At 60.7% G+C, this 16,833-nt stretch carries 18 protein-coding genes; 7 read left to right on the top strand and 11 right to left on the bottom strand.

Annotation, left to right across the window (positions count from 1 at the left end; genetic code table 11):
• Positions 1 to 105: 105 nt before the first annotated feature.
• Positions 106 to 1,779, bottom strand: a complete 1,674-nt coding sequence (locus Q7F16_RS25920; protein ID WP_014337279.1) for a DEAD/DEAH box helicase — start codon at positions 1,777 to 1,779, stop codon at positions 106 to 108.
• A gap of 497 nt (positions 1,780 to 2,276) precedes the next feature.
• The gene (locus Q7F16_RS25915; protein WP_003199402.1) at positions 2,277 to 3,032 is read right to left on the bottom strand and encodes a spermidine synthase; all 756 of its coding nucleotides are present in this window, start codon (positions 3,030 to 3,032) and stop codon (positions 2,277 to 2,279) included.
• Between the two features lie 142 nt (positions 3,033 to 3,174).
• Between Q7F16_RS25915 and Q7F16_RS25910 the strand changes: the two genes are divergently transcribed.
• The gene (locus Q7F16_RS25910) at positions 3,175 to 4,521 is read left to right on the top strand and encodes a class II 3-deoxy-7-phosphoheptulonate synthase (protein WP_003199400.1); all 1,347 of its coding nucleotides are present in this window, start codon (positions 3,175 to 3,177) and stop codon (positions 4,519 to 4,521) included.
• 133 nt (positions 4,522 to 4,654) lie between these two features.
• Here Q7F16_RS25910 and Q7F16_RS25905 read toward each other — a convergent pair whose 3' ends face one another.
• Positions 4,655 to 5,884: a winged helix-turn-helix domain-containing protein gene (locus tag Q7F16_RS25905; protein WP_046063761.1), complete on the bottom strand. Its 1,230-nt coding sequence runs from the start codon at positions 5,882 to 5,884 to the stop codon at positions 4,655 to 4,657.
• A 64-nt stretch (positions 5,885 to 5,948) separates the two neighbouring features.
• Positions 5,949 to 6,167: a DUF1127 domain-containing protein gene (locus tag Q7F16_RS25900; protein ID WP_046063760.1), complete on the bottom strand. Its 219-nt coding sequence runs from the start codon at positions 6,165 to 6,167 to the stop codon at positions 5,949 to 5,951.
• Between the two features lie 97 nt (positions 6,168 to 6,264).
• Between Q7F16_RS25900 and Q7F16_RS25895 the strand changes: the two genes are divergently transcribed.
• Complete coding sequence (locus tag Q7F16_RS25895; protein ID WP_027912697.1) at positions 6,265 to 7,119, top strand: LysR substrate-binding domain-containing protein; 855 nt, start codon at positions 6,265 to 6,267, stop codon at positions 7,117 to 7,119.
• Here Q7F16_RS25895 and Q7F16_RS25890 read toward each other — a convergent pair.
• Positions 7,109 to 7,858 carry a sulfite exporter TauE/SafE family protein gene (locus Q7F16_RS25890; RefSeq protein WP_409557331.1) on the bottom strand — a complete coding sequence of 250 codons (750 nt, stop codon included), beginning with the start codon at positions 7,856 to 7,858 and terminating at the stop codon, positions 7,109 to 7,111. The genes Q7F16_RS25895 and Q7F16_RS25890 overlap by 11 nt on opposite strands.
• Before the next feature lie 145 nt (positions 7,859 to 8,003).
• Between Q7F16_RS25890 and Q7F16_RS25885 the strand changes: the two genes are divergently transcribed.
• From Q7F16_RS25885 to Q7F16_RS25875, 3 genes are all read left to right on the top strand, one after another.
• The gene (locus Q7F16_RS25885; protein WP_003199391.1) at positions 8,004 to 8,465 is read left to right on the top strand and encodes a MarR family winged helix-turn-helix transcriptional regulator; all 462 of its coding nucleotides are present in this window, start codon (positions 8,004 to 8,006) and stop codon (positions 8,463 to 8,465) included.
• 342 nt (positions 8,466 to 8,807) lie between these two features.
• Positions 8,808 to 9,227 (top strand): organic hydroperoxide resistance protein, encoded by a 420-nt coding sequence (locus Q7F16_RS25880; RefSeq protein WP_003199389.1) that lies wholly within the window; start codon positions 8,808 to 8,810, stop codon positions 9,225 to 9,227.
• 35 nt (positions 9,228 to 9,262) lie between these two features.
• Complete coding sequence (locus Q7F16_RS25875; RefSeq protein ID WP_409557330.1) at positions 9,263 to 10,276, top strand: alpha/beta hydrolase; 1,014 nt, start codon at positions 9,263 to 9,265, stop codon at positions 10,274 to 10,276.
• A gap of 218 nt (positions 10,277 to 10,494) precedes the next feature.
• Here the strand turns inward: Q7F16_RS25875 and Q7F16_RS25870 are convergent, their stop codons facing one another.
• Both Q7F16_RS25870 and earP read right to left on the bottom strand, forming a co-directional pair.
• On the bottom strand, positions 10,495 to 11,064 hold the full coding sequence (locus Q7F16_RS25870; protein ID WP_003199385.1) for an elongation factor P: 570 nt from the start codon (positions 11,062 to 11,064) through the stop codon (positions 10,495 to 10,497).
• A gap of 48 nt (positions 11,065 to 11,112) precedes the next feature.
• A complete protein-coding gene (earP, locus tag Q7F16_RS25865; protein WP_409557329.1) occupies positions 11,113 to 12,246 on the bottom strand; it encodes an elongation factor P maturation arginine rhamnosyltransferase EarP in 1,134 nt (377 codons plus the stop codon).
• Positions 12,247 to 12,367: 121 nt separating this feature from the next.
• On the opposite strand from earP, the gene Q7F16_RS25860 reads away from it, so the two are divergent.
• The gene (locus Q7F16_RS25860; protein ID WP_046063756.1) at positions 12,368 to 12,754 is read left to right on the top strand and encodes a hypothetical protein; all 387 of its coding nucleotides are present in this window, start codon (positions 12,368 to 12,370) and stop codon (positions 12,752 to 12,754) included.
• 2 nt (positions 12,755 to 12,756) lie between these two features.
• Positions 12,757 to 13,239: a GreA/GreB family elongation factor gene (locus tag Q7F16_RS25855; protein ID WP_003199378.1), complete on the top strand. Its 483-nt coding sequence runs from the start codon at positions 12,757 to 12,759 to the stop codon at positions 13,237 to 13,239.
• A 7-nt stretch (positions 13,240 to 13,246) separates the two neighbouring features.
• On the opposite strand, the gene cysB is transcribed toward Q7F16_RS25855, so the two are convergent.
• The 4 genes from cysB to Q7F16_RS25835 all read right to left on the bottom strand — a co-directional run bounded on the left by cysB (position 13,247) and on the right by Q7F16_RS25835 (position 16,809).
• A complete protein-coding gene (gene cysB / locus Q7F16_RS25850; RefSeq protein ID WP_003199376.1) occupies positions 13,247 to 14,221 on the bottom strand; it encodes an HTH-type transcriptional regulator CysB in 975 nt (324 codons plus the stop codon).
• Positions 14,222 to 14,331: 110 nt separating this feature from the next.
• The gene (locus Q7F16_RS25845) at positions 14,332 to 14,832 is read right to left on the bottom strand and encodes a universal stress protein (protein WP_014337270.1); all 501 of its coding nucleotides are present in this window, start codon (positions 14,830 to 14,832) and stop codon (positions 14,332 to 14,334) included.
• 96 nt (positions 14,833 to 14,928) lie between these two features.
• Positions 14,929 to 15,834 carry a 5'-nucleotidase gene (locus tag Q7F16_RS25840; RefSeq protein WP_003199368.1) on the bottom strand — a complete coding sequence of 302 codons (906 nt, stop codon included), beginning with the start codon at positions 15,832 to 15,834 and terminating at the stop codon, positions 14,929 to 14,931.
• Positions 15,835 to 15,855: 21 nt separating this feature from the next.
• The gene (locus tag Q7F16_RS25835) at positions 15,856 to 16,809 is read right to left on the bottom strand and encodes a putative 2-dehydropantoate 2-reductase (protein ID WP_409557328.1); all 954 of its coding nucleotides are present in this window, start codon (positions 16,807 to 16,809) and stop codon (positions 15,856 to 15,858) included.
• Positions 16,810 to 16,833: the final 24 nt, after the last annotated feature.

Here is a 16,833-nt window from a genome sequence, read left to right as displayed (position 1 = left end):
TTGGCCGTCACACCACTCTCCCTGACAGAACACCAAACGACAGGCGAAAAAAATCCCCGAACCAGTCGGGGATTTTTATGTTCGATCAATCAGCCCAAGAGCCGATCAATCTTCGCGATAGCGACGCAGCTTGAGCTGCTTGCCAGCTACACGAGTGTCTTTCAACTTGGTCAGCAACTTCTCCAGACCATCTTCCGGCAGCTCTACCAGGCTGAAGCTGTCACGCACCTGGATGCGGCCGATCGCTTCGCGGGCCAGGCCGCCTTCGTTGAGAATGGCACCCAGCAGGTTCTTGGCAGCGATGCCGTCACGGGCACCCAGCGCGGTACGGCAGCGAGCACGACCTTCGGCCAGCGGGATCGGAGCACGACGCTCGCGATCACCACGGTCCGGACGATCACCGGTGCGCTCAGGACGATCGCCACGCGGTGCGTTGTTCGGCACCAGGGGACGTTCCTTCTCGATTGCAGCCAGGTTCAGCGCTTGGCCATTGGTGGCCTTGCGCAGCAGTGCGGCGGCCAGGGCGCGTGGGGTGCAACCGATGTCGGCGGTCAGGCGATCGAGCAGATCACCGTGGGTCGATTCGGCGTCAGCCACCAGTGGCGACAGGCTGTTGGTCAGTTTCTTGATGCGAGCATCGAGAACGGCCTGGGCGTCCGGCAGGCGAACTTCAGCTACCTTCTGGCCAGTTACACGCTCGATCACTTGCAGCATGCGACGCTCACGCGGGGTGACCAGCAGCAGCGCACGGCCTTCGCGACCGGCACGGCCAGTACGGCCGATACGGTGAACGTAGGATTCCGGATCGTACGGCATGTCCACGTTGAATACGTGGGTGATGCGCGGAACGTCCAGGCCACGGGCAGCGACGTCGGTCGCCACAACGATGTCCAGGCGGCCATCCTTGAGGGAGTCGATCACGCGCTCACGCTGGTTCTGGGCAATGTCACCGTTCAGCGCAGCGGCTTTGTAGCCTTTGGCTTCCAGGGCGCTGGCCAGGTCCAGGGTCGCTTGCTTGGTGCGCACGAACATGATCAGGGCGTCGAAGTCTTCCACTTCCAGCAAGCTGAGAACAGCAGACGTCTTCTGGTCAGCGTGAACCAGCAGGTGAGCCTGCTCGATCGCGGTGACGGTCTGGGTCTTGGTCTGGATCTTCACGTGTTGCGGATCGCGCAGGTGGCGCTCGGCAATGGCACGGATCGATTGCGGCAGGGTGGCCGAGAACAATACAGTCTGGCGAGTCGCTGGCAGGGCCTTGAAGATGACTTCCAGGTCATCCATGAAACCCAGCTTGAGCATTTCGTCGGCTTCGTCGAGAACCAGGTGGTTCACGGTAGCCAGGACTTTTTCGTCACGACGCAGGTGATCGCACAGACGACCCGGCGTGGCGACAACGATCTGCGCGCCATTACGGATGGCTTTCAGTTGTGGGCCCATCGGGGCACCGCCGTAAACGGCCACAACGGTAACGCCAGGCATCTGCTTGGAATAGGTTTCGAAAGCGGTTGCTACTTGCAGCGCCAACTCACGAGTTGGCGCCAGGATCAGGGCTTGCGGTTCGCGCTTGGCAGGATCGATGCGATGCAGGATCGGCAGGGCGAACGCAGCGGTTTTACCCGTACCGGTTTGCGCCTGGCCAATCATGTCGTGGCCGGCCATGATGATCGGGATCGATTGCTGCTGAATCGCCGAAGGTTCTTCGTAGCCGGTCGCAGTGACGGCAGCAAGAATGTTCGGGTTGAGATTAAAAGCGGCGAAGCCGCCGGTTTCCTGGGTCATGGGTCTGCCTCTAAGTGCATCCGCAAAGACCCATGCTCCAAAGCTGCGCGTGCCGTGTTGAGACTCAAGAGTCGCCCTGGCTGCTTTGTCGGCGGGGATTTGCGAAAACGAATGAATGAAAAAGAACGTCGTGGAAGCATCCGTTGTGCGGACATGCAACCGAAGCTGACTTCGGGGAATTGCGCTACCTTGACGCGGCCCGGCTAAAGGCCGGCGCGCACTATACCGGAATTCGCCCAAAAAGGGAGCTTTTTTTATTGCCTGACCCCGTTATGGGGCTCGCTGTCACAAGGCCTTGGGGCAGCCAGCTAAAACGATTCATCTCCAGACGTCACAGACTTCTTTGTGGCGAGGGGATTTATCCCCGCTGGGGCGCGTAGCGGCCCTATCGAGGCTCAGTCATTCGCAAATGTCTCAGATAAGTCGGGGGGCCGCTTCGCAGCCCAGCGGGGATAAATCCCCTCGCCACAGGATCTTCGTCATGCCCAGGGTTTGTGTCACGTCGCCGGGCGAATGGCCTTGATCAACGACTGCAACGAATAACCCAGTCGCGGCGCCAGCCCTTCGGCCCTGGCGACCAGTCCCTGCATGTCCAGTTCCTGGTCCAGGTCCGCCGGCACGATCAGGATCACATTGCCCTCCTTCACCGGCAGCTCCCAATAATGCCGGTGGTACAAGCCGCGCAACAGCGCCGCCCCCAATGGCTTGCCGTCATCGGTGGCCCACTGGTTGATCACTAGCCAGCCACCCGGGTTGAGGCGTTTCTGGCAATTTTCCAGAAAGCCCCAGGCCAGGTGCCCGACACCAGGACCAACATCGGTATAGAGGTCGACGAATATCAGGTCCGCCGGCTCTGCACTTTCAAGCAGTTCCAGTGCATCGCCGACGCGGATGTACAGGCGCGGATCGTCATCCAGCCCCAGGTATTCGATGGCCAGGCGCGGCACGTCGGGACGCAATTCGATGGCCTCGACATCTTCCAACGGCAGGAACTTGAGGCAGGCCTGGGTCAACGTACCGGCGCCCAGCCCCAGGAACAGCGCACTTTCCGGCTGCTCGTGACACAACGCGCCGATGAGCATGGCGCGGGTATAGTCATATTCGAGCCAGCTCGGATCGGCTGTGAACACGCAACTCTGCTCGATGGCATCGCCAAACTCGAGAAACCGGTAATCGGCCACTTCGAATACGCGAATCATGCCGAACTCGTCGTGCACCTCGGCGAGCAAATGCTCGACGCGCTCCTCTGTCATTTCATCTCCTGATGGTGGCCGTGCCGGCTTGAGCCTGCGAATACGGGACAAAGGCGCGATTGTCCGCGAAGCGACCGGAGCAGGTCACGCACTAATTTGCTGATAACATGGCCGTCCGAGCGTAAATCACCTAGAGATCATGATGAGCCAACCCTGGAGCCCTGACAGCTGGCGCGCCCTGCCGATCCAGCAGCAACCCCGCTACCCCGACGCCGCGCACCTGTTGCAGGTGGAGCAGACCCTGGCCAGTTATCCGCCACTGGTGTTTGCCGGTGAAGCCCGGGAGTTGCGCCGTCAGTTCGCCGAGGTGACCCAGGGCCGGGCGTTCCTGCTGCAAGGCGGCGACTGCGCCGAAAGCTTTGCCGAGTTCTCGGCGGCCAAGATCCGCGACACCTTCAAGGTGCTCTTGCAGATGGCGATCGTCATGACCTTTGCCGCCGGCTGCCCGGTGGTGAAGGTCGGGCGCATGGCCGGGCAGTTCGCCAAGCCGCGTTCGGCCAACGACGAAACCATCGACGGCGTGACCCTGCCGGCCTACCGTGGCGACATCGTCAACGGTATCGGTTTCGACGAGAAAAGCCGCGTACCGGACCCGGAGCGGTTGCTGCAGTCCTACCACCAGTCCACCGCCACCTTGAACCTGCTGCGCGCCTTCGCCCAGGGCGGGTTCGCCGACCTGCACCAGGTGCATAAGTGGAACCTGGACTTCATCGCCAATTCGGCCCTGGCGGAAAAGTACAGCCATCTGGCCGACCGCATCGACGAAACCCTGGCATTCATGCGCGCCTGCGGCATGGACAGCTCGCCGCAACTGCGCGAAACCAGCTTTTTCACTGCCCACGAAGCGTTGCTGCTCAATTACGAAGAAGCCTTCGTGCGCCGTGACAGCCTGACCAACGACTATTACGACTGCTCGGCCCACATGCTGTGGATCGGCGACCGCACCCGTCAGCTGGACGGCGCCCATGTCGAATTCCTGCGCGGGGTGAACAACCCGATCGGGGTCAAGGTCGGCCCGAGCATGGACCCGGACGATCTGATACGCCTGATCGACGTGCTCAATCCACAGAACGACCCCGGCCGACTGAACCTGATCGCCCGGATGGGCGCCAACAAGGTCGGCGAACACTTGCCGCCGCTATTGCGCGCCGTGCAGCGTGAAGGCAAGCAAGTGCTGTGGAGCTCAGACCCGATGCATGGCAACACCATCAAGGCCAGCAGCGGCTACAAGACCCGGGACTTTGCGCAGATCCTCGGTGAAGTGAAGCAGTTCTTCCAGGTCCACGAAGCCGAAGGCACCTATGCCGGCGGGATTCACATCGAAATGACCGGGCAAAACGTCACCGAATGCATCGGCGGCGCACGCCCGATTACCGAGGATGGGCTGTCGGACCGCTATCACACTCACTGCGACCCGCGGATGAATGCCGATCAGTCGCTGGAATTGGCTTTCCTGATTGCTGAGACGTTGAAGCAGGTTCGGCGGTGAATCAGTAGATCCTTCTTCGCCGGTTCAATCGCCTCGCGAGCAGGCTCGCTCCCACAGGGATATGCGGTGACCACAGCTTTTGTGTCCACGGCAAATCAAATGTGGGAGCGAGCCTGCTCGCGATGAGGCCAGGTCAGTCACCACTTAATTGGGCCAACGCCACCGCCAACCGCCCCCCACTCACTCGCTGGCAATTGAGCTGCACCCGCTCCAGCCCCAGCCACCGGGCCATACGCCTCAGGTTCAGCGCCAGGGCCTGCATCCCCTCCTCGTCCAGCCCCGACGCATCCTCGTGCACGGCATGCACGGCCAACTGCCCCAAGGCCCGTTCTGCCCGCAGGTCCACCCGCGCGGCAATGCGTTCGTGGTGCAGGAACGGCAACACGTAATAGCCATACACCCGCTTGTGCACGGGGGTGTAGATCTCCAACCGGTAGCGAAAGTCGAACAACCGCTCGGTACGGCCGCGCTCCCAGACCAGCGAGTCGAACGGCGACAACAAGGCACTGGCGGCGACCTTGCGAGGAATTTTCGCCGCAGGTCGGCACCAGGCCGGTTGTTTCCAGCCTTGCACCTGGCAGCGCAGCAGTTCCCCGGCCTCCTCCAGCTCGGCCAGGCGCCCGCGACAGTCGGCCGGAGCGAGGCGAAAGTAGTCGCGCAGGTCTTTCTCGGTGGCAATGCCCAAGGCGTCGGCAGCATGCATCAGCAAGCCGCGTTGGGCCTGGGCCTCGTCCGGCAACGGTTGCTGCAGGATCGCGGCCGGCAGTACCCGTTCCGGCAAGTCGTAGAGCCGCTCGAACCCGCGTCGCCCCGCCACCGTGACTTCGCCCGCGGCGAACAGCCATTCCAGCGCATGTTTCTCCGCGCTCCAGTCCCACCACGGCCCGGCCTTTTCCTTGCGCGTAGACAAACTGCCTGCGCCAAGGGCGCCCTGTTCCTGAACCGCGGCCAGGACGCGGCGGATGACATCCTGGCGTTCTTGACCGAAACGCGCCAACTGCTGGTAGATCCCTTCGCCACCCGAAGCCCGATCCATACGCCAGCGCATCAGCGGATACATCGACATCGGCAGCAGCGACGCTTCATGACCCCAGTATTCGAAGAGCGTGCGACGCCGGCCCTGGCTCCAGGCTGCTTGATCGAGCAAATCGCGATTGTAGTGACCGAGGCGGGAGAACAGCGGGAGGTAATGCGAGCGCACCAACGCATTGACTGAGTCGATCTGCAGGACGCCGAGGCGTTCGATCAGGCGGTTGAGGCGCGAGGGTTGCACCGAAGCTGGCGGTGACCGCCCATCGAATCCTTGGGCGGCCAACGCCATACGTCGGGCCTGTTTGAGGGTAAAGGACACAGTCGCGGGCATGGAGATCTCCTTGTCTGCTCGCAACCTACCTCACCAATAAGGGGTTTGTGTAGGAAAGGATGGCTCATTTGTGCATTGGGTCATCCCAGAATGGCCGGACCACTTCCTGCTCCACGTCGGCACGACTCACGCCGATGTCCTTGAGCGCCTCGTCGCTCATCCCGGCCAGTTGTTCGCGTTCGTGGTGCAATTCGTACCAGCGGCTAAACTTGTGCAGCAAGGCGCTGACGGATAAGCCGTGGGACAGTTTGTCTATCAGTAGATAACCTTTTTGACCTTTCATCGTGATGTCCTCCGTTGGGGATGGCTCAAGTCTCGCGCTAACGCTAAGATCAATCCAACGAATGTTTCTTATGCAATACATCTCGGAGATTGATCAATTGTCGAGTTACCCGAGCATCGATACGGAAGTGCTGCGGACCTTTGTCGCCATCGCCGACCAGGGCGGTTTCACCCGGGCCGGGGAATTGGTCAATCGCACCCAGTCTGCCGTCAGCATGCAGATGAAGCGGCTGGAAGAGGATGTATTACAGCGACGGCTGTTCGAGCGTGATGGGCGCCAGGTCAAGCTCACCGCCGAAGGCCAGGTGCTGCTGGGTTACGCGCGGCGGATCCTCAAGCTGCACAGCGAGGTGTTCAATACCCTGCGTGAACCGCACATGGTCGGCACAGTGCGCATCGGCACACCGGACGATTACGTGATGCGCTTCCTGCCAGGCATCCTGCAGCGCTTCGCTCAGTTCTACCCCCTGATCGAAATTGAAGTGCACTGCGAATCGTCCAAGCAGTTGCTGTTGCGCCAGGACCTGGACCTGTCCATCGTCACCCGTAAACCCGGGGACGAAATCGGCCAGTTGCTGCGCAAGGAGCGCTTTGTCTGGGCCGAAGCCGCCTGCTTCAACGTCCATGAACAAACCCCGCTGCCGCTGGCGATGTTCAACAGTGACTGTTTTTGCCGGCAATGGGCCTGCAATGCGCTGGATGCCATGGGCCGCGATTATCGCGTGGCATACAACAGCTCAAGCCTCTCGGCGCTCATGGCGGTGGTGGGCGCCGGCCTGGCAATCACGGCGCAACTCGAAAGCCTGCTGACCCCGGACATGCGCGTACTGGGCGAAGCTGAAGACCTGCCGGAACTGCCCGAGGCCAGCATCATGCTGATCCGCAACCTGCATAACCCCTCGCCGATCACCGAGTGCCTGGCCGAGCACATCGTCGAAGGCTTCAAACTTTAAAGGCGAGCAGCACCGCGCACAGCACCAGGAAACCGCAGAACAGCCCGCGCAACAGCCGCTCCGGCAAGGCGTGGGCGACCTTCACCCCCCAACTGATGCTCAGCAGGCCACCGACGGCCAGCGGCAGGCCGATGCTCCAGTCCACCTCATGGTGAAACGCATAAGTGGCGAGGGTCACGCCGGTACTGGGCAAGGCCAGCGCCAGGGATAACCCTTGGGCGACCACCTGGCTGGTGCCAAAGATGCTGGTCAGGATCGGCGTCGCGACCACGGCCCCGCCAACACCGAACAAACCACCCATGGTCCCGGATGCCGCCCCCAACACGCCGAGCAATGGCCAGCCATAACGCATCTGCGCCGAAGCCGGTGCGTTGGCGGCGAACATGCGGGCCAGGTTGTAGAGGGTCAGCGCGATCAGGAACGCGACGAAGCCGATCCGCATGCTGTTCGCGTCGATCCCCACGGCCCAGATCGAACCCAGCCAGGCAAAGCAGAAACCCATGGAAGCCAACGGCAGGACATGGCGCAATTCGATGCGATTGCGCTGGTGATAGCGCCACAACGCGAGCATCACGTTGGGTACCACCATGACCAGCGCCGTACCTTGGGCCAGTTGCTGGTCGAGGCCGAACCAGACGCCCAGCACCGGAATGGCAATCAAGCCGCCGCCGATCCCGAACAGTCCCCCCAGGGTGCCCAACACGGCACCAAACACCAAAAACTGCACAAATTCGAACAAGACGATTCCCCTTTCATCAGGGTGCTTATCCTACGCAGTCGGCGCCAGCGGGGAAACGTAACATCTGCTCATGACGTCAGAATTATCTGGCGCATTAAAGATTCGCCCGCTAGATTCGTAACGATCATTGATTGAAGGTTTTGCCATGAACACCCTGCGTGACACCCCCGAAGCTTGCGAAGCCCTGTTGCTCGACAACCAGGTCTGTTTCGCCCTGCACTCCACGTCGCTGCTGATGACCAAAGTCTATAAGCCGCTGCTACAGGCCTTGGGCCTGACATATCCGCAATACCTGGCGATGATGGTGTTGTGGGAAAAGGACGGATTGACCGTCGGTGAAATCAGCACACGCTTGCTGACAGACCCCGGCTCGCTGACGCCACTGCTCAAACGCCTGGAAGCCGAAGGCCTGTTGAGCCGCACCCGCAGCCGTGAAGACGAACGCGTGGTGATTGTCGAACTCACCGAACAGGGCCGCGCCCTGCGCGAAAAAGCCCTCGACATCCCCCAATGCATCCTCGCCGCCAGCGGCCTGACCCTGGAGCAGTTGAAGAAGCTGCAACTTGACCTGCAGGCATTGCGCGGGCATTTGCAAGACAGCCTCTGACTTACCTCCAACTGACCCACCGCTATCGCGAGCAAGCTCGCTCCCACACTTGATGCTCAGTGGTTATAAATCTGCGTCCGACGCAAATCTAATATGGGAGCGAGCTTGCTCGCGATGGCGGCAGTCCTGCCGCTCCCTGATCTGTAACTCGCCCATCTAAATTTTTTTTGCTGCGCTAAACGTTCTAGCTCAAGGGTTACACCCACTTTCAGCTTCGAAAATCCAACTCGCCTCGAAAATTTAACTTGCGCGCAAAATATTAGCACTATACATTCTTTTCACACCTACTTAGCGCGCAAACATTTAGCGCAACAACACCCACCCAGAAACGAGGCTCTCATCATGCAAACTCTCTACACCGCAATCGCAACCTCCACCGGCGGCCGTGATGGTCGTGCGATCTCCAGTGACAACATCCTCGACGTCAAACTCGCCACGCCCAAGGAACTCGGTGGTGCAGGCGGGGCGGCGACCAACCCTGAGCAACTGTTTGCCGCCGGCTACTCGGCCTGCTTCATCGGTGCGCTGAAATTCGTTGCCAGCCAAAGCAAACGCAAGATCCCGGACGACGCCTCGATTACCGCCCATGTCGGCATCGGCCAGATCCCTGGCGGTTTCGGCCTCGACATCGACCTGCACATCAGCCTGCCAGGGCTGGACCAGGCCGATGCGCAAAGCCTGGTGGATGCGGCTCACCAAGTCTGCCCGTACTCCAACGCCACCCGCGGCAACGTTGATGTGCGCCTGCACGTCACCGTCTGACCACCGACCCTGGACCCGAACCTAAGGAGATGCACATGAACACGCTCAGCAAAGCCTTGACCGCCACCCTTCTCGCCCTCAGCGTCAGCAGTGCCTTCGCCGACGGCATCGTCGAACACAACACCCAGGCGTTTCTCGACGCACTGAATGCCGGCACCGGCAAGCCCCTGGAGCAACTGTCGCCCAAGGACGCCCGCGCCGTATTGGTGGGCGCCCAGGCGGGGGTAAAACTGACCCTGCCCAAGGCCGACGTCAGCGAGAAAACCATCCAGGTCAATGGCCAGCCGATCAGCCTGACCATCGTTCGCCCAGCCGGGGTCAAGGGTGAGTTGCCCGTGTTCATGTTCTTCCACGGCGGTGGCTGGGTATTGGGCGACTTCCCAACCCACGAACGCCTGGTTCGGGATCTGGTGGCGGGCTCGGGCGCTGTCGCGGTGTTCGTCAACTACACGCCCTCACCCGAGGCGCATTACCCGATCGCGATCAACCAGGCTTACGCCGCCACGAAATGGGTGGCCGAACACGGCAAGCAGATCAACGTCGACGGCAAGCGCCTGGCCGTGGTGGGCAACAGCGTCGGCGGCAACATGGCGGCGGTCGTGGCCCTGATGGCGAAGGACAAAGGCACGCCGGCGATCCGTTTCCAGGCGTTGCTGTGGCCGGTGACCGATGCCAGCTTCGAGACGGCGTCCTACAACCAGTTCGCCGAGGGGCACTTCCTCAGTAAAAACATGATGAAGTGGTTCTGGGACAACTACACCACCGATGCCGGGCAACGCAGCGAGATCTATGCCTCACCGTTACGCGCCAGCACCGCACAACTCAAGGGTCTGCCGCCCGCGCTGGTACAGACCGCCGAGGCCGACGTCTTGCGCGATGAAGGTGAAGCCTATGCCCGCAAGCTGGACGCGGCCGGTGTACCCGTCACGGCCGTACGCTACAACGGCATGATCCACGACTATGGCTTGCTCAACGTGGTCAGCCAGGTGCCCGCGGTGCGCTCGGCGATGTTGCAGGTGTCGCAAGAGCTCAAGCAACACCTTAAGTGACTTGTGGCGAAACACTGTGGGAGCAAGGCTTGCCCGCGATGACGACAGCACGGTGTCTCTGGAACCGAGGCGCCTGTATCGCGAGCAAGCTTTGCTCCCACAGGGCAAGGATCAATCCCCTCACCACAGACCCCATCCTGTCCCTTGGTCTGAACATGATCCGCACGCATAAAAAAGCCCGACTCAATGGTCGGGCTTTTTCATACACAAGACTTCGCTTATTTAGCGCGGCCTTTGTAGGAACCGCCTTCGCGGGTATCGATCTCGATCATGTCGCCGATTTCGATGAAGTCAGCTACCGACAGCTCGGTACCGTTCTTCAGTTTGGCAGGCTTCATCACCTTGCCGGAAGTGTCACCGCGAGCGGAGCCTTCGGTGTAGTCAACCTGACGCACGATGGTGGTCGGCAGCTCTACGGAAACCAGGCGCTCTTCGAAGAACACGGCTTCGCAGACGTCGGTCATGCCTTCTTCGATGAACGGCAGAACGCTTTCGATGTCTTCGGCGTTCAGCTCGTACATGGTGTAGTCAGTGGTGTCCATGAACGTGTAGGTGTCGCCGCTGATGAAGGACAGGGTCGCTTCTTTGCGGTCGAGGATCACGTCGTCCAGTTTGTCGTCGGCGCTGTAGACGATCTCGGTCTTGTAACCGGTCAGCAGGTTCTTCAGCTTGGTCTTCATGATCGCGCTGTTACGACCCGACTTGGTGAACTCAGCTTTCTGAACCAGCCAAGGATCGTTTTCGAGACGGATCACGGTCCCGGGTTTCAGTTCTTTACCAGTTTTCATTGCGAATATCCGAATTTGGATGGGATTTACAAAAATCTAGGCCGCGTATCATATCCAATTTACATAAAACTTCACCAGCGCTGCGGCAAGATCGGCTCGCGAGGCCTGTTCCAGACACCACGCCTGGGCATGTTCGGCCAGTTCCTGCTGCTGTTCACGGGTGGCTTTCCAATGTTCGGTCATGTCCTGGCCGGCATTCCAGGCCCGCCAAAGACCGCTGGTCGCTTTTTGCGCCGCCTGCGAAAGCCCCTGATTGTAGAGCCTGAGAAACGCCTCGAGTTTTTCCAGGTGGACGTCTTCTTCCTGCTGGTAGATATGCCAAAGCAACGGCCGGCCAGCCCATTGGGCGCGCACGAAAGAGTCTTCGCCACGCACGGCGTTGAAATCGCAGCACCATAGCAGTTGGTCGTACTGGTCCTGGCGGATGAACGGCAACACCTGCACCGTCAGTGCGCCGCGTCGATGTACCGCACCGACCGCCAGGTCATCGACCCCAAGCCAACGCTCGACATCACCCAGCACCCGCCCTTCGGGAACCAGCACATGAAACGCCTGGGTATCGGCGGCCATAGCGTCAAACCAGCTCGCCAACCCGGCGTTCTCGTAGGCAAACAGCGAGATCAGGCAGGCCTGCGGCGCCCGTTCGACGCCCAATCCTTGCAGGAAAACGCGTTGTGCTTCGGCGTCCTGCTGAAAGTGCCGACGGCGCTCCAGAAGACCCGCCTCACGCAGCAGGCCGCCGGTTCCCTCCTGGAAGCCCGGGAAAAAGAAATATTTCTGCACGTGCTTGTATTTCACCGACGGCAAGCCGTGGCAACCGATCACCCAGTCCTCGGCGCTCAAATAATCGAGGTTCATCCACAGGGGCGTCGTCTGGCGCGCGGCCATCGCATCCATGTAGGCGCTCGGCAGCTGACAGGCAAACGCAGCGATCACCACGTCGGCGGCTTCGGTGGCCGCCCACTCCCCGGGCCAGTGACGCACTTGCACGCCCTGCTGCCATTGCTCGGACAGGGTGATGTCGATTTCCGGGCACAGTCGTTCGAAGGCACGCAGGTCGTCGACCCATAGCCGCACCGCGCATCGATGTTCGGCCACCAACTGCCGAGCCAGGCGCCACGTGACACCAATGTCGCCAAAGTTATCGACGACGGTGCAAAAAATATCCCAACGCACGGTCATTCCCGACTCCCTGTGGCAAAGGCCTGATTGTCCCGAATAAACCGATCACGCAGAAGAGCCGACGGCGATTAATCTTCATGCGACAATCACCGCCTGCCCATGACACTGCCAGGAAGCAGCCATGCCCGATCACTCGACACCCTCGCGCCTCACGGCTTTGCAATTGACCCTCAGCATCGCCCTGGGCCTGTGGCTGGGGTTCCTCGCCATCGTGTTGACGGGCTGGCTGCTGTCCAGATTTCTGTTCAACGAACAACTGGCACCCGTGGCCGCCGCCGTCCATCAACTGGCGCAACCACCGGCGGTGCAACCACCCCCAGAGCCGCCCACACCGATGTTCGAGCAGTACCAGCAGAACTTGCAGAGGAACGAGCAGCGCCAAGCGCTCGATCAGGCCCGCAACAATCCGCGCAACCTGTCCAACCCCAAGTGCCAGTTCTGGCTGCAACAGGACCAGAATGCGCCCAGTGAAAAAAGCCGCGCCAACGTCCTGCAATTCTGCGAATGACCATGAACAAACAGACCGTCCACCAGCTGATTCTCGACAAGCTCAAGATTGATCTCGACATCGCCGAACGCGCCGCGCAGACCGCCTACGAAACCGCGACCCACGAAGAAAACATCGCCGAGAACAAGTACGACACCCTGGGCCTCGAGGCTTCCTACCTCGCCGCCGGACAAGCCAGGCGCGTGGAGGAAATCCGCCAGGCCCTCACCCTCTGCCAGAACCTGACGCTAAGGCCTTACGACGAACAGCGCGGTATTCAGGTCGGCACCTTGATCGGGCTGGAAGATGAGGACGGTCGCCAGCAATGGCTCTTCCTGGGGCCGGATGCGGCGGGCTTGAAGGTCTCGCTGGTGGGCCAGCCGATCACCGTCATCACCCCTCGCTCACCGCTGGGCCGCGGCCTTTTGGGCAAGTTCGAAGGGGATGAAGTGGAGATCGTGGTAGCGGGCGCCCGGCAACAGTTCGCTGTCACCGAGGCGATCTAGAAGGGTCTTAGTGCACCGGTAGTTCGACACCGTCGAACAACTCTTCGAGTTCTTGCTTGTTGTGGCACTGAATGGCCTTGGCCATGACTTCCCGGGTCAGGTGCGGTGCAAATTTCTCGATGAAATCGCACATGAAACCCCGCAGGAAAGTGCCACGACGGAAGCCGATCTTGGTCACGCTGGATTCGAACAATTCGCTGGCATCCAGTACCACCAGGTCGCTGTCGAGCTTGGTATCGACGGCCATCTTCGCGACGATGCCCACGCCCAGGCCCAGGCGAACGTAAGTCTTGATCACGTCGGCGTCGGCGGCAGTGAACACCACTTTCGGCGTCAGGCCACGATGGCTGAAAGCTTCGTCGAGCTTGGAACGCCCGGTAAAACCGAATACGTAGGTCACGATCGGGTATTCGGCCAGGGCTTCGAGGGTCAGCTTCGGCAGCTTGGTCAACGGATGGCCCTGGGGCACGACCACGCAGCGGTTCCAGCGATAGCACGGCATCATCACCAGGTCCCCGAACAATTCCAGGGCCTCGGTGGCGATGGCGAAATCCACTGTTCCATCGGCGGCCATCTCGGCGATCTGCATCGGCGAACCCTGGTGCATATGCAGCGCCACGTCGGGGTATTGCTTGATGAAATTGCTGATAACCGGCGGCAGCGCGTAGCGGGCCTGGGTGTGGGTGGTGGCGATCGACAGGGTACCTTTTTTCTCGTTGGAGAATTCCTGGGCGATCTGCTTGATGCTTTCGACCTTGCGCAGAATCTCGCCAGCGGTGGTGATGATGCGCTCGCCGGCCGGTGTCACGCGGGTCAGGTGTTTGCCGCTGCGGGCGAAGACTTCGACGCCCAGTTCATCTTCCAACAGGCGGATCTGCTTGCTGATGCCGGGTTGCGATGTGTAGAGGCTTTGGGCAGTAGCGGAAACGTTGAGGTCGTGGTGCGCCACTTCCCAGATGTAGCGCAGTTGTTGAAGCTTCATATGTATCCCTCAAAGCAGTTGGACGCCACGGGCATCAGCGACGGTATATAACTATATGAAAGGTTTCGACAATAAATCTAGAACTTTTTATAAAAAGCCATCATTTCGCCTCAGGCCTCTCCCTGGCGTCGGCGCTGTACCAGCGGTACCAGGTAGACCGGTACCCGGGATAACTGCAATACCCGTGCAGCGGTTCGGCCCAAGGGGGTTTCACCGCTTGCCCCTTGGCAATGACTGCCTACGATCAGCAAGTCGACGGAGAGTTTCGCAGCCTGCTCCAGGATGACTTGGGAAGGATCGCCCTGGTACACCCTGACCGACTTGATCAGTTTCAAGTCCTGCTGCCCTTCCCCCAACTCCTCGCGGAAACTGTCGAGCACCCGCTGTTCGATATTGGCCATCACCGTATTCAGACCTTGGCGGTGGAATTCGTTCAGCGCCTGCTCGTCAAGATAGCTTTGCAACACCGACTCGGCGAACAACCCCATCGGTTCTACCGCATGCACCACATACAACTCGGCTTCAAACGTCCGTGCTAACGCCAAGGCATGCTGCATCACATAAGGGGCATAGAGGCCCAGGTCTGTGGCGTACAGCATCGAACGAATCATGTGACCTCCTCGCGTGCCAAAATGGCGGAGATTGATTCAGCTTAGCAGCGCCTCGGGGACTGCGACGTGCGGCTTGACGTCCCGGACCAAGGGCAGTCAGGGCTTCATTTCATTACTGATACCGTGGGGCACGTGGCCGGTGGCAACCACCTCTCGGGCCAGTTCGCAGTGGCCGGTCTGGTCATCGAAAAAAACATCGGCGGCGAAGGCTTCGAGGAAAGCCGATTTGGTCAGGCCGCCCAGGAACAGCGACTCGTCCAGACGAATATCCCACTCACGCAAGGTCCGGATAACCCGCTCGTGAGCCGGTGCCGAACGGGCCGTCACCAGCGCCGTACGAATGGGGCAGGCGTCCTCGGGAAACTCGCGCTGCAGTGCATTGAGCGCCGCCAGGAAGCCCTTGAACGGCCCGCCTCGCAGCGGCTCGCGGGCGGCCTGTCGTTCGCTGGCCTGGAAAGCTTCCAACCCATCGGCCTGATAGACGCGCTCCGATTCATCGGAAAACAGCACGGCGTCGCCATCGAAGGCAATGCGCAGTTCCTCGCTGGCCGCGCGACTGGCACCACCCGACAGGATGGTCGCGGCGGCAAATCCGGCGTCCAGGGCGCTGCGCACGTCTTCAGCGTGGGTGGACAAAAAGAGATCGCAACCGAATGCCTTGAGGTAAGGGTAAGGACTGCGGCCGCCAACGAAGGCCGCGCGGGAAATCGCCAGCCCATAATGATGAATCGAGTTGAAGACTCGAAGGCCGGTGTCGGCACTGTTGCGCGAAACGAGAATTACCTCGACCCGGGCACGCCCCAGGTGCTCGTTGAGGTTCAGCAGCTTTTGCACGAGGGCGAACGCATCACCGGGCGCCAGGACTTCGTCTTCATGCTCGATCTGGTATTGCCGATAGGCTTCGACGCCACTCGACAAGTACACCTTGTGGCTTTCCCGCAGGTCGAACAGCGCCCGCGACGAAATCGCCAGCACCAGTTTGTCGTCGATATTGTTTGCCATACCGCTCCCCCTTTCGCCCGCTCAGCGGTTATATCGGTCCACGAACGCCAACGCCTGGTACAAAGCTTCGATTTTCGGCAGCTCACACCCTGCCGCTTTCGCTGCCGCCAATGGCCGGCCGTAGATCGCGTCCAGCTCCAGCGCACGCTTGTGGGAATAATCGTGGTACATGCTCGGCCAGTAGTCGGGCATCTTCTCGGTCATCGTGAACAGATACTCGGCATAACCCGGCGCGATGTGATGCCCGCAGGCTTGCGCACCGCGGACCACCTCCCCCATCAGCGCCTGGATCAATTCGCGGCTATGGTCGTTGGCCATCAACGGCGTGGTACTGGCGCCCAACAGAACCGAAAGACCGTTGTATGGCACATTCCATACCAGCTTCTGCCAGCGGGCCTGTTGCAGGCCCGGCATGGCCTGGGCGTCGATACCGGCGCTGCGGAACAACGTCGCTGCCTCTTCGACGATCACCATGCGTTGTGCCTGATCGGCGCAAGGACCGCTGTGATAGCCGACGTTGACCGCACCAAGGGCCTGGTGGGTGACGACACCAGGGCCGACGCGATGCACGCAGATCAGGCACAGGCCACCCAACAGGTGCAACGAATCGGGCAACAACGGTCGAAGATCGTCTTCGACATCCAGGCCGTTCTGCAGCAACAGGACTTTTGCACCATCAGCGGCAGCCTGGGTAATGGCCGGGGCCAGCTCGGCATTGCTGGTGGTCTTGGCGCCGACCAGCAGCCAGTCGCAGGGCGGCATATCGGCTGCCGAGCGATACGCCTGGACGGGGTTTAGGGTCAGCGTACCGTGAACCGCGCTGTCGATCCGCAAACCGGCTTCGGCCACGGCAGCAAATTCGCTGCGCAGTAAAAAGTGCACGTCAAAACCGGCACGCGCCAGCATCACGCCGTAGAACCCACCGATCGCCCCGGTGCCGATCATCCCGATCCGCGGTTTCACGCCTGCCTGCATCTTTGCAACTCTCCTGGTAAAAGT

It is taken from the genome of Pseudomonas sp. Lb2C2, assembly GCF_052112205.1.
Taxonomy (GTDB): domain Bacteria; phylum Pseudomonadota; class Gammaproteobacteria; order Pseudomonadales; family Pseudomonadaceae; genus Aquipseudomonas; species Aquipseudomonas kilonensis.
The sequence above is the reverse complement of the archived record's forward strand: the minus strand, read 5'-3'. Positions and strand labels throughout refer to the sequence as shown.